The organism is Chitinophaga sancti (genome assembly GCF_034087045.1).
GTDB classification, from domain to species: Bacteria; Bacteroidota; Bacteroidia; order Chitinophagales; family Chitinophagaceae; genus Chitinophaga; species Chitinophaga sancti_B.
On sequence record NZ_CP139247.1, the window covers coordinates 6,522,350 to 6,537,471 of the forward strand.

At 45.8% G+C, this 15,122-nt stretch carries 3 protein-coding genes; all 3 read left to right on the plus strand.

The window, feature by feature from the left end:
- Positions 1-201 precede the first annotated feature (201 nt).
- The 3 genes from SIO70_RS26205 (at position 202) to SIO70_RS26215 (ending at position 15,120) form a co-directional block, all read left to right on the plus strand.
- On the plus strand, positions 202-10,182 hold the full coding sequence (locus tag SIO70_RS26205) for a T9SS type A sorting domain-containing protein (RefSeq protein ID WP_320575785.1): 9,981 nt from the start codon (positions 202-204) through the stop codon (positions 10,180-10,182).
- A gap of 355 nt (positions 10,183-10,537) precedes the next feature.
- A complete protein-coding gene (locus SIO70_RS26210) occupies positions 10,538-14,128 on the plus strand; it encodes a gliding motility-associated C-terminal domain-containing protein (protein ID WP_320575787.1) in 3,591 nt (1,196 codons plus the stop codon).
- Positions 14,104-15,120, plus strand: a complete 1,017-nt coding sequence (locus SIO70_RS26215; protein ID WP_320575789.1) for a type IX secretion system membrane protein PorP/SprF — start codon at positions 14,104-14,106, stop codon at positions 15,118-15,120. Before SIO70_RS26210 ends, SIO70_RS26215 begins: the two co-directional genes overlap by 25 nt.
- The last annotated feature ends 2 nt before the right edge of the window (positions 15,121-15,122 follow it).

A 15,122-nucleotide genomic window follows, 5' to 3' on the forward strand; every position in this document is an offset into this window, starting at 1 on the left:
ACTCTTACACTTACCGCTGGTATACTCAGCATAATTTTCCATCCACACTACTAATTAAAGTAACATCTGCTTTTTTATTGACACTCATTGTAAAGATATTATCTAATATTACAAAATGTAGCTATAGAATTAATGTGCTCTTAGATTCAATTTCCTATATCCCTTAAAATACACACACCTGTGAAATCTCATCAATCCTTAATGCAAAAGCATTTTATGCTTTTCCTTTCCGTCATTTTATTATTGGCGGGCACTCCACTTTTTGCGACGCCTGAATGTCCTATTATAAGCGGGACCTTTTCGGGGGCAAATGGAACGACCGTCGACAACTCAGCCACCGGATGGTACCTGGATGCATCAAAAGTACTCAGCACCGGTTATTTTGCCGTCAAATCGAATCGTTTACATGCAGAGGAACTTGGAGGGGAAGGCGTATGGTATTCGAAGGTCTTTTCTACGGCAGGGTATACAGACTGGCAGGTAGCCGTGAAGGTCACTGCCGAGGGCGATTTAAATAGCACTGAATATGTAAAGGTCTATTACAAAATTAATGGAGGTGCAGAGACATTGCTGGACCAGCGAACGGGTAATTTCGGAACATTGGATTTTACCTCCGCAGTACTCAATGGAAGTACTGTACAATTAGTTGTGAGAATTTATAATTACAACAATGGAGGCTCGCAGACTTCTAAATATTATATTGAACAGTATCGGGTATTTAAAGAAAAAGGCCCTTGTGCTGGTACGGGAATTACAGTGACAGCTACCGCCGGGAATAATGGTGTGCTCAACTGTTCCGCTCCTTCTCTTACGCTTGCAGCAACATCTTCAGCAAGCGGCACCACTTATAACTGGACAGGGCCAAATAGTTTTACCTCTACTTCACAGAATCCTACCGTGAGTACAGCAGGTACTTATACAGTAACAGGTACCAGTAGTGCAGGTACAGGAACGGCTACTGTAGTGGTGACAGAAAATAAGGTGGCACCGGATCTTAGTGCTACGGGAGGTTCGCTGGCATGTGCGACCAGTGTAACATTATCAGCATCATCCGCAGTGGCCAATGCGACATATGCATGGACAGGGCCGAATGGATTTACATCTTCTTCTCAAAAACCTACAGTAAGTGTAGCGGGTAGTTATACGGTGAAAGTTACCAATCCTGCAAATGGGTGTACGACTTCGCAGACGGTACAGGTCACAGCGGGCAATGCGGCAACTACTACCTGGGAGGAGAACTTTACATTATCAAACGGAACGAATTCAGATAATGGAACGACGGCATGGACGGTAACTTCGCCTTCGGGGAGTGTGTTTTCTGTGAATAATAATGAATTTAAAATTAGTGGTATAGGTACGACAGGAGAAGGTGTGTGGACTTCAGGGAGTATAGCGATGACGGGGAAAACCAGTGTGACTGTTTCAGGGGCAGTGCGAAGTTCAGTATCGACAGGAGCGGTGATGAATGATACGGGAGAGTATGCAGATTATTTAAGATTCTATTACAAATTGAATGGCGGTAGCGAGGTGTTGTTTTATGAGAAGACATCGGCTATCAATAATCATAGTACAACGAATACTACTTTTTCAGTGTCAATACCTACGGGCAATACCTTGCAGATTGTAGTAAGGGCAAGGGCTACGGGGACAGATGAATTTTATTATTTCGACAATGTGAAGATCGCAGCTATAGATCCTGCAGTGACATTGACTACAGCGGTTAGCGGACCGGTTACCTGTAGTAGTAATGCACAGATCACGGTAACGGCAAGTGGTACGGTTTCATCCTATGCATGGACGGGGCCGAACGGTTTTACATCTACGCTACAGAATCCAACTGTAACGGCGGCAGGGGTGTATACTGTGACAGGGACATTGCCGTCTGGTTGTACAGTATCAGCAACGGCTACGGTTACAGAGAATAAAGTAGCGCCGGACCTGGATGCGATGGGTGCGGTGATAGGTTGTATGTCGAGTGTGGTGATATCTGCTTCATCAACGGTGGCGAATGTTGTCTATGCATGGACAGGGCCGGGAGGGTTTACGTCATCACTGCAGCAGCCTACAGTGAGTGTGGCAGGGACATATACGGTGAGTGTTACAAATCCGGCGAATGGTTGTAGTACATCAAAGTCTGTGGTGGTGGCATCTTCTTCTACAACGCCGACGGTGTTCTGGCTGGAGGATTTTACATTGGCGAATGGGACGACTTCGGATAATGGGAGTACGGCATGGACGATAGTTAGTACAGGAACGGGGACGACATCGGTGCAGAATAATGAATACAAGGTGTCTTATACGGGAGCGGGAGAAACTACATGGTCATCAGGGGTGGTGGATATTTCGGGGAAGACGAATGTGGTTATTTCAGCATTGCTCAGGAGTGAGACGGCGAGTGTGAATGATGCGTTTGAGACGGATGATTATATGAGGGTGTATTATAAACTGAATGGTGGTGCAGAGGTGTTGGTGTATGAGGATTATGCGGGGATAGGGAATACGACGACAGGGACGGCTTCGGTAACGGTAACTGCTGCGGGGGTGAGTGGGAGTACTTTACAGGTGATAATAAGGGCGAGGAATTCGGATCCTACGGAGCGGTATTTCTTTGATAATGTGAGTCTGACGGGGGCGAGTACGATGAGTTATCCTACGGCAGTGGCGACGATGGCGGATTCGCTGACTTGTATCAAGACTTCGGTAGTTTTGACGGGTAGTTCTTCTACGACGGGTGTGACGTATAAATGGGATGGGCCGAATGGGTATACTTCTTCATTGCAGAATCCTACGGTGAGTGTAGCGGGGGATTATATTTTAACGGTGACGAATGCATCGACGGGATGTGTGGGGAAGGATACGGTGACGGTAAGGCAGAATGTTAGTAAGCCGGGGTTGGTGGTGAGTGCGCCAGCAACATTGAATTGTGCTACTACTTCAATAAATCTTACTGCGACTTCAAGTGGTACGATTACCTGGACGGGGTATACAGCGGGAGTTAATCCGATTGCGGTGACTGCAGCGGGTAAATATTATGTTACTGCACAGGGGGCAAATGGATGTTCAAGTAAGGATAGTGTGACGGTGACTCAGGACATCACCAAGCCGACTTTGGCGGTAACGGCACCAGCGACTTTAACTTGTGCTACCACTTCTGTAAATCTTACTGCCTCTTCTAATGGTACGATTACATGGAATGGGTATAGTGCGGGAGTTAATTCGATTACAGTAACTAGTCCGGGCAAATACTATGTAACGGCAAAAGGCACGAATGGATGTACAAGCACCGATAGTGTGACGGTGACTCAGGACATCACCAAGCCGACTTTGGCAGTAACGGCGCCAGCGACTTTAACTTGCGCTACCACATCCATCAATCTCACTGCCTCTTCTAATGGTACGATTACATGGAATGGATATAGCGCTGGCACAAACCCAATTGCAGTAACTGCTCCGGGTAAATACTATGTAACGGCAAAGGGTACGAATGGATGTACAACCACAGATAGTGTGACGGTGGCTCAGGACATCACCAAGCCGACTTTGGCAGTAACGGCGCCAGCGACTTTAACTTGCGCTACTACATCCATCAATCTCACTGCCTCTTCTAATGGTACGATTACATGGAATGGATATAGCGCTGGCACAAACCCAATTGCAGTAACTGCTCCGGGTAAATACTATGTAACGGCAAAGGGTACGAATGGATGTACAACCACAGATAGTGTGACGGTGGCTCAGGACATCACCAAGCCGACTTTGGCAGTAACGGCGCCAGCGACTTTAACTTGCGCTACCACTTCTGTAAATCTTACTGCGACTTCTAATGCCACGATTACATGGAATGGATATAATGCGGCAGTTAATCCAATTACGGTAACTAGTCCGGGTAAGTACTATGTAACGGCTAAAGGCACGAATGGATGTTCAAAGACAGATAGTGTGACAGTGATTCAGGATATTACCAAGCCGACTTTGGCGGTAACTGCACCAGCGACTTTAAGTTGTGCTACGACATCCATCAATCTCACTGCCTCTTCTAATGGTACGATTACATGGAATGGATATAGCGCTGGCACAAACCCAATTGCAGTAACTGCTCCGGGTAAATACTATGTAACGGCAAAGGGCACGAATGGATGTACAACCACAGATAGTGTGACGGTGACTCAGGACATCACCAAGCCGACTTTGACGGTAACGGCCCCAGCTACTTTAACCTGCGCTACCACTTCTGTAAATCTTACTGCGACTACTAATGGTACGATTACATGGAATGGATATATCGCTGGAACAAACCCAATCACAGTAACTGCTCCGGGTAAATACTATGTAACGGCTAAAGGAACGAATGGATGTTCAAAGACAGATAGTGTGACAGTGACTCAGGACATCACCAAGCCGACTTTGACTGTAACGGCCCCAACGACTTTAACTTGCGCTACTACATCCATCAATCTCACTGCCTCTTCTAATGGTACGATTACATGGAATGGATATAGCGCTGGCACAAACCCAATTGCAGTAACTGCTCCGGGTAAATACTATGTAACGGCAAAGGGCACGAATGGATGTACAACCACAGATAGTGTGACGGTGACTCAGGACATCACCAAGCCGACTTTGACGGTAACGGCGCCAGCTACTTTAACTTGCGCTACCACATCCATCAATCTCACTGCCTCTTCTAATGGTACGATTACATGGAATGGATATAGTGCTGGCACAAACCCAATTGCAGTAACTGCTCCGGGTAAATACTATGTAACGGCAAAGGGCACGAATGGATGTACAACCACAGATAGTGTGACGGTGACTCAGGACATCACCAAGCCGACTTTGACGGTAACGGCGCCTGCTACTTTAACTTGCGCTACCACTTCTGTAAATCTTACTGCGACTTCTAACGGTACGATTACATGGAATGGCTATAATGCGGGAGTTAATCCGATTACGGTAACTAGTCCGGGTAAGTACTATGTAACGGCTAAAGGCACGAATGGATGTTCAAAGACAGATAGTGTGACAGTGATTCAGGATATTACCAAGCCGACTTTGACGGTAACGGCGCCTGCTACTTTAACTTGCGCTACCACTTCTGTAAATCTTACTGCGACTTCTAACGGTACGATTACATGGAATGGCTATAATGCGGGAGTTAATCCGATTACGGTAACTAGTCCGGGTAAGTACTATGTAACGGCTAAAGGCACGAATGGATGTTCAAAGACAGATAGTGTGACAGTGATTCAGGATATTACCAAGCCGACTTTGGCAGTTACTTCGCCAGCTACATTGACTTGTGCTTCTACTTCTGTAAATCTTACTGCGAGTTCTAATGGCACGATTACATGGAATGGCTATAATGCGGGAGTTAATCCGATTACGGTAACTAGTCCGGGTAAGTACTATGTAACGGCAAAGGGTACGAATGGATGTACAACCACAGATAGTGTGACGGTGGCTCAGGACATCACCAAGCCGACTTTGGCAGTAACGGCGCCAGCTACTTTAACTTGCGCTACCACTTCTGTAAATCTTACTGCCTCTTCTAATGGTACGATTACATGGAATGGGTATAATGCGGGAGTTAATACGATTACGATAACTAGTCCGGGTAAATATTATGTAACGGCTAAAGGTACGAATGGATGTACAAGCACCGATAGTGTGACGGTGACTCAGGACATTAACAAGCCGACTTTAACGGTAAGTACACCAGCAACTTTAACCTGCGCTACTACTTCTGTAAATCTTACAGCGAGTTCTAATGGCACGATTACATGGAATGGATATAGCGCTGGGACAAACCCTATTGCAGTAACTGCTCCGGGTAAATACTATGTAACGGCAAAGGGCACGAATGGATGTACAACCACTGATAGTCTGACAGTGACTCAGGATATCACCAAGCCGACTTTGACGGTTACTGCACCAGCTACTTTAACTTGTGCTACCACTTCTGTAAATCTTACTGCTTCTTCTAATGGTACGATTACATGGAATGGATATAGTGCTGGCACAAATTCAATTGCAGTAACTGCTCCTGGTAAATATTATGTAACGGCTAAAGGAACGAATGGATGTACAACCACAGATAGTGTAACAGTGGCTCAGGAAATCACCAAGCCGACTTTGACGGTAACGGCGCCAGCTACTTTAACTTGCGCTACTACATCCATCAATCTCACAGCCTCTTCTAATGGCACGATTACATGGAATGGCTATAATGCTGGCACAAATTCAATTGCAGTAACTACTCCGGGTAAATACTATGTAACAGCTAAAGGCACGAATGGATGTTCAACCACAGATAGTGTGACAGTGACTCAGGATATCACCAAGCCAACTTTGGCGGTAACTGCACCAGCGACTTTAAGTTGCGCTACTACATCCATCAATCTCACTGCCTCTTCTAACGGCACGATTACATGGAATGGCTATAATGCGGGCACAAACCCAATTGCAGTAACTGCTCCGGGTAAATACTATGTAACGGCAAAGGGCACGAATGGATGTTCAAAGACAGATAGTGTGACAGTGATTCAGGATATCACCAAGCCGACTTTGGCGGTAACGGCGCCAGCAATTTTAACTTGCGCTACTACATCCATCAATCTCACGGCTTCTTCTAATGGCACGATTACATGGAATGGCTATAATGCGGGAGTTAATCCTATTGCAGTAACTACTCCGGGTAAATACTATGTAACAGCAAAGGTTGCGAATGGCTGTTCAACCACTGATAGTGTGACAGTGACTCAGGACATCACCAAGCCAACTTTGACGGTAACTACGCCAGCAACATTAACTTGCGCTACCACTTCTGTAAATCTTACTGCTTCTTCTAATGGCACAATTACATGGAATGGGTATAGCGCTGGCACAAACCAAATTGCAGTAACTGCTCCGGGTAAATATTATGTAACGGCGCGCGGCACGAATGGATGTTCAACCACAGATAGTGTGACGGTGACTCAGGATATCACCAAGCCGACTTTGACGGTAACTGCGCCAGCAACTTTAACTTGCGCTACTACTTCAGTAAATATTACTGCTTCTTCTAATGGTACGATTACATGGAATGGCTATAATGCGGGAGTTAATCCGATTACAGTAACTACTGCGGGTAAATATTATGTTACTGCAAAGGGTACGAATGGATGTACAGCCACAGATAGTCTGACTGTGACTCAGGATATCACCAAGCCGGCTTTGACGGTAACGGCACCTGCAACTTTAACTTGCGCTACCACTTCTGTAAATCTTACTGCGAGTTCTAACGGCACGATTACCTGGAATGGGTATAGCGCTGGGACAAACCCAATTGCAGTAACTGCTCCGGGTAAATACTATGTAACGGCAAAGGGCACGAATGGATGTACAACCACAGATAGTCTGACAGTGACTCAGGACATCACCAAGCCGACTTTGACGGTAACAGCACCTGCAACTTTAACTTGCGCTACCATTTCTGCAAATCTTACTGCGAGTTCTAACGGCACGAATACATGGAATGGGTATAATGCGGGAGTTAATCCAATTGCAGTAACTGCTCCGGGTAAGTATTATGTAACCGCAAAGGGCACGAATGGATGTACAACCACTGATAGTGTGACAGTGACTCAGGACATCACCAAGCCGACTTTGACGGTAACGGCACCTGCAATTTTAACTTGCGCTACCACTTCTGTAAATCTTACTGCGAATTCTAATGGTACGATTACATGGAATGGCTATACCGATGGCACAAACCCAATTGCAGTAACTGCTCCGGGTAAGTATTATGTAACAGCACGCGGCACGAATGGATGTACAACCACAGATAGTGTGACAGTGACTCAGGACATCACCAAGCCGACTTTGACTGCAACGGCGCCAGCTACTTTAACCTGCGCTACCACTTCTGTAAATCTTACTGCTTCTTCTAATGGTACGATTACATGGAATGGGTATAATGCGGGAGTTAATCCGATTACGGTAACTAGTCCGGGTAAGTACTATGTAACGGCAAAGGGTACGAATGGATGTACAACTACAGATAGTGTGACGGTGACTCAGGATATCACCAAGCCGACTTTGACTGTAACGGCACCAGCTACATTGACTTGTACTACCACTTCTGTAAATCTTACTGCAACTTCAAACGGTACGATCACTTGGAATGGCTATACCGCTGGCACAAACCCAATTGCAGTAACTGCTCCGGGGAAATACTATGTAACGGCAAAGGGTGCGAATGGATGTTCAATCACAGATAGTGTGACAGTGAATCAGGATATCACCAAGCCGACTTTGACTTTAACGGCGCCTGCTCCTTTAACTTGTGCTACCACTTCTGTAAATCTTACTGCCTCTTCTAATGGTACGATTACATGGAATGGGTATAGCGCTGGTACAAACCCAATTGCAGTAACTGCTCCGGGCAAATATTATGTAACGGCTAAAGGTGCGAATGGATGTTCAACCACAGATAGTGTGACAGTGACTCAGGATATCACCAAGCCGACTTTGACTGTAACGGCGCCTGCTCCTTTAACTTGTGCTACCACTTCTGTAAATCTTACTGCCTCTTCTAATGGCACGATTACATGGAATGGCTATACCACCGGCACAAACCCAATTGCAGTAACTGCTCCGGGTAAATACTATGTAACGGCTAAAGGAACGAATGGATGTACAACTTCCGATAGTGTGACAGTGGCCCAGGACATCACCAAGCCGACATTAGCAATTACAACTCCTGCTCCTTTAACTTGTACTACCACTTCTGTAAATCTTACTGCCTCTTCTAATGGCACGATTACATGGAATGGCTATACCGCCGGCACAAACCCGATTGCAGTCACTACACCGGGTAAGTACTATGTAACAGCTCGCGGTGCGAATGGATGTACAACTTCCGATAGTGTGACAGTGGCCCAGGACATCACCAAGCCGACATTAGCAATTACAACTCCTGCTACTTTAACTTGTGCTACTACTTCTGTAAATCTTACTGCCTCTTCTAATGGCACGATTACATGGAATGGCTATACCACCGGCACAAACCCGATTGCAGTCACTACACCGGGTAAGTACTATGTAACAGCTCGCGGTGCGAATGGATGTACAACTTCCGATAGTGTAACTGTACAACAAAACATCTCCCCTGCTGCCAACGTACAAGCTTCAAACAATGGCCCACTGACCTGTACAAAAACAACCGTACAAATCACAGGCTCTTCTACATCATCCGATGTAACCTATAAATGGAGCGGCCCATCCAATTACACAGCTACAACAGCACAGGCGAATGTAACAACTGCAGGGACCTATACCCTAGTGGTCACTAACACACAAAACGGATGTACCGCCACCACCAACACCCCGGTCACTCAAAACATCACGCCACCAGCCAACATCCAGGCATCCAACGACGGCCCTCTCACCTGTCTCAAAACAAACGTGATCATCACCGGTACCTCCTCCACAAACGGAACTACCTTCAGATGGACAGGGCCGAACAACTTTGTCGCCACCACCGCATCCGCCATTGTAACCACACCAGGTACTTATACACTGTCAGTGACCAATCCGGACAACGGCTGCGTAGCCACCACCAATACACCTGTTATAAGTAATACCACTCCGCCTACTGCCGTTATCCTGCCACCAGCGACAAATCCTGATCCGCTATCAGTAGACCTCCTGAGTGCACAAAGCGTTTCTAATGCCAACTACCAATGGTCATTAGTCTCCTCCGATAACAGCTGGTTGATACTCGACGGCGCTCAAACAGCCTCCGTCCTCTACCAATCAGGCAATCCAGATATCAGTGGCATATTTACTTTACAGGTGACCGACAAATCCAATGGTTGCCAAAATACCGCTACATACACCTTGAACACTGTTTCCGCTGCTTTGCAACAAACAGCCGCTTCGCTTGAATACAACGCATATCCAAATCCATTTACTGATCAATTATCCATTACATTCAAATCACCTGTAAATGGAAAAATATCAGTAGAGATCTACAATAATATGCAGGGTAACAGAGAAAGCCTCCTGTTCAACGATTATGTAAAAGCAGGTGAAGTGCATAAACTCACATACAGATCAATTAACCTCCCCGCCGGCCTGCACTATTGTGTTATCCGTGCGAATGGTAAAGTTTACACTAAAAAACTAATCCTTATCAGATAAAACCTATGAGCCTGTATCTAAAATTGAAGTCAATCCAAAATGTTAAAAAGTTTTGGGGGTATTTCAAAAAGATACAGGCTCTTCCTATTCAGAATCATTACAGATAGGTGCCACGCCAACAACAACTATCGACATCATTCTATACTGGTTCACTATAGAAACTGCTGTCGCAATAACAAATGCTAAGGACAGAATACTATACCCGATCATTTTAGAATAGGTGCTACGTTAGCATATACTATCGACATCATTCTATATTATTGGTCCACTATAGAAACAGCTGTCGCAATAACAGATTATAAGGACGTCTTTTTATGTATGACACATCCCCTTTATTCAACTAAATCCCTGGAAAATGAAACGTACCCTTCTATTATTATTCCTATGCCACCTCTCTGTCAGCTGGATGTACAAACCTACCCAACGCGCAGACGTAATCGCCATGGATGAATTAGTAAGAGCAGAAGAAGGTGGCCCCAACGGCATCCTCTCCTTCCACCTGCTAAACGGAACAACAGCACCCAGCGATATCACCATCACCTACTCCGTCAATGCCACCGTATCAGATCCGGCCATCAACGGCGTAGACTACACCACCCTCTCAGGTACCATTATCCTCAAATCCGGTTCTTCAGAAGCTCAACTGATCATCGACGTCAATGACGACCTCCTGATCGAAGGAGACGAAAGCATTGAAATCGGTCTGCTATCCGCAACTGATGCCGACGGCATCAGTTATCTCGGTACACAAAGAACCTTAACCGCTAAACTAATCGATAACGACAACCGCCTGGCCATTACCAAAACAACTGATGGAAAAGAACTCGGCAGCGGAAACGCCAGCAATGGTGAATTTAAAATCAGCCTTCCGGGCACGCTTACTTTTAATGAAGACATCCTGGTGAAATATACCATTGATGGCGCCAGCTCTGCCACCGGAGGTGCCGGGACTAACTTCGACTACAATAACACCAATATGACAGGCGAAATCATTCTACCTGCCAATACTAACAACATAGCACTCCCTGTCCATGTAAATGACGACAACATCGTTGAACCCACCGAAACCGTCCAGGTGACCCTGCAATCCGTCAACCTCTCCTCTTCAGGAACAATGACTTTTTCTGCCAGCTCTTCCGCTGTTGTAAATATTGAAGATGACGATGTTAACATCCCTATCGGTATTCAGTCTGCCACAAACGGTAAAGAACCCGGTGGTACCGGCAATGATGGTAGTTTCACCATCGGTTGGCCCAATGGTACTTATACTACAGGCTTTGTGCTCGTGAGATTCACCATTACCGGCACCGCCACTAATGGAACAGATTATACAACTATCACCCTCACTAAAAATATTCCTGCAGGTACCAGCAATGTTCCAATTGCTGTAACTGTTAAAGACGATAACCTGATCGAAGGTTCGGAAACCGTCATTCTCACCATCACAGGATTCTCTGTTGGAACAGGCGTACCTGCACTCACCACAGGGACCAGCGTTGGCACTGTTACCATCGCTGACGATGATTTTATGGCTTCGCAACAATGGAAGTCAGCCAGCTACACAGGAACTGCAGTAATGGCTGGTGACGTGATTACTTATTCTCTTCATGTGCGCAACACTGGAAATGTGGTGTTGAATAATGTTAAGATCACGGATACAGTTCCTGCTCATACTGTTTTTAATAATGCGGATGAAAGTATATCTCCTGATGGGGTTGGCAAACTTACATGGACTATTCCTGCTATCGCCGTAGGCACTACCATCACCCGAAACTTTTCTGTAACTGTGGCTAACGATCTGACTGGCGTCACCAATATTACCAATACCGGAAATGTTGATAATGGCGATGGTACAGGCAATCATCCTACTACCCCACCAGATCCGTTAAATCCTAATGAGCCGCAATCCAATCCGGACCCTAACGACCCATCGACAGATGTTCCCGTTGATAATGGCGGTAAACAATCTGTGAGCTGGAAAAGTACTGACTTCACAGGCATCGCCAAACCCGGTGATGAAATCATTTATCATATTCATGTTCGTAATACAGGACATGTAGCCCTTACGAATGTGATCGTTACCGATGCCATTCCTGCCTATACCGAATTTGTTAGTGCAGATGAAAGCATTACTCCCGTGAATGGAAAACTGACATGGACGATTACCGGTATTCCAGTAGGCGCCGCAGATGTGATCAGAAGTTTTACGGTGCGTGTTGTGAATGATCTGACAGGTGCTACCAGCATTACGAATACCGCTGGTGTAGATGATGGTGATGGCAGTGGCGAACATCCTACTGCACCTCCGGATCCTTCCAATAATGATAATCCAAAATCCAATCCTGATCCTAACGATCCCTCCGTGGATATTCCGATAGACAATGCAAAAAAATCTCTCAACTGGAAAAGCGCTGCTTATACCGGAACAGGCTCAGGAGGCATGGTTAAGACAGATGATGAAATCACCTATACAATACACGTCAGGAATATTGGGAATGTTGCATTGAGCAATGTGATCATCACCGATACGATACCGGCATATACCGTATTTGTAAGTGCTGACGAAGGCATTACTCCCGTGAATGGTAAACTAACCTGGACCATCACTGATATTCCCGTTGGCGCTGCTGATGTGACCAGAAGTTTTAAAGTAAAAGTTGCAAAGGACCTCACGAATGCCGGGTACATTACCAACACCGGGTATGTAGACAACGGCGATGGCTCAGGCGATCATCCGACTACGCCATCCACCACAGGTAACCCGAATGAACCTATGACGAACCCGGATCCAAATGATCCATCCACCGAAATCCCTGTTGATAATGGCAAACAATCCCTGAACTGGAAAAGCGCCACCTATACACCTACCGGACCCAAAGGCGGTGTGACTACCGGTGATGAAGTTACTTACACCATTCACATCCGCAACAATGGGAGTATTAAACTCGTCAATGTAAAGATTACGGACACGATTCCTGCCTATACCGATTTTGTCAGTGCAGATGAAAATATTCAACCCGTTAATGATGTACTGGTCTGGACCATTCCGGAAATAGCTGTGGGGGCTCCGGATGTAACGAGAAGCTTTAAGGTAAAAGTAACTACCGATCTGACCGGCGCCACCTTTATCACCAATACTGCTGCCGTGGACAATGGCAATGGCAAAGGAGATCAGCCAACGATTCCTGCCGATCCGGGAGACAATGATAATCCTGCTGCTAATCCGCCACCGGGTCCGTCTACGAACATCTCTGTAGACACTGTGGTAAACTGGGTCACCTGGAAAGTAGCTACCCCTGCCAGTAAAAAAGATAAAGTAATGCCTGATGAAGAACTGACCTACCAGATCTATATCAGAAATACAGGTAATACTGCTATTGAAAATATCAAAATAACGGATGCTGTTCCTCAGTATACTACCTACATCAGCGCTACTGCTAATGGCACGTATAGTGAAAGCGATAATACGGTAGCCTGGAATATTCCTGCTATCCCTGTAGGTAACACAGCAGAAGTATCTATGGTTGTAAAAACGATTGATAATCTAGACAGCATTCCTGTCATTACCAATACCGCTACCGTTACGGATGGCACCAACTCAAAACCTACGGCTGGTTGTGACCCGGCAGTAGCTGGTTGCAGTGGGGATCCAGGCACTATCATCGAAACAACACCGGGAAAAACAATATTGTCTTTTGCCAATGCCATGAGTCCGAACGGAGATGGCAAGAATGATTTCTTTGTGATCAAAGGACTGGAAAAATATCCACCTGCTCCCCTGTTCGTTTTCAACCGCTGGGGCGATATGGTGTTCCAGTCAAAAGGATATCACAATGAATGGGATGGTGCTGGATTAAGCGAAGGCGTATACTACTACAAACTGGATGTAGACGAAGGTGATGGAGTAAAACAATATAAAGGATGGGTCATCTTAAAAAGAAACTGATCATGCGTACACTGATAGTTTTATTATTGTTCACAGGGGCATTGCAATCAACTGCACAGCAGAATGTGCAGTTCAGTCAATACATTTTCAATGGCCTCAGTGTAAATCCTGCATATGCAGGATATAAAAATGCGTGGTACCTGAATACGATCTACAGGCAACAATGGACGGGGTTACCCGGTGCCCCCCGAACGGCCGGCGTTTCATTTGATGGGCCGTTACGGCAGGATAAGGATAAGGCAGGAATGGGCCTGGGCGTACAGTTAATGGCTGATATGTCAGGGCCGCAACAGGCATATTCTCTTTATGCCTCTTATTCCTATCAGATTCCGCTGAATGCGAATCGCACACAACACCTGAGTTTCGGTCTGGGTGTTGGCGTGGCTCAATATCACCTGGATGGTGAAAGTCTTCAGTACTTTGATGCGGAGGACCCCACCTTCCCGGGTGGAGGTGTCAATGCCCTTACTCCTGATGCCCGCTTTGGCATTTATTATCATTCCCCTTCCTTTTTTATCAGTGTATCGGCATTGGATCTCTTTAGCCAATACCTTACGGCTGACTATAAATGGAAAGGATATAATTATGAAAACATCCGGAAGACAACCCACCTTTATCTTTCAACCGGTTGTATGCTGTCATTGTCAGATCAGTTGCAGCTCAAGCCGTCCGTCATGGTCAAAGATGACCTGAAAGGTCCGACAAATATAGATTTCAATGCCATGCTGCTAATAGATCGTGTTTTTTGGATAGGCGGTTCCTATCGTACCGCATTGCCGGTATGGCGTAAAAACCTGTCAACGGGTCTGGAAGCAAAAAATGCGGCCAGTGCGCTTGTCGAATTTTATGTTTCTGACAACTACAGGATCGGGTATGCATATGATCTGAATCTGAATGAGCTGGCGGATGCACAGGGTGGCTCGCATGAAATTTCGATAGGTATTTTATTTCGTCCTAAAAGGTACAGTGTATCAAGTCCACGGTATTTTTAAAA

Excerpts from the sequence above, each read along its gene's own strand:
- SIO70_RS26205 (WP_320575785.1), top strand. The coding sequence starts at position 202 with ATGCAAAAGCATTTTATGCTTTTCCTTTCCGTCATTTTATTATTGGCG.
- SIO70_RS26210 (WP_320575787.1), top strand. The coding sequence starts at position 10,538 with ATGAAACGTACCCTTCTATTATTATTCCTATGCCACCTCTCTGTCAGC.
- SIO70_RS26215 (WP_320575789.1), top strand. The coding sequence starts at position 14,104 with ATGGGTCATCTTAAAAAGAAACTGATCATGCGTACACTGATAGTTTTA.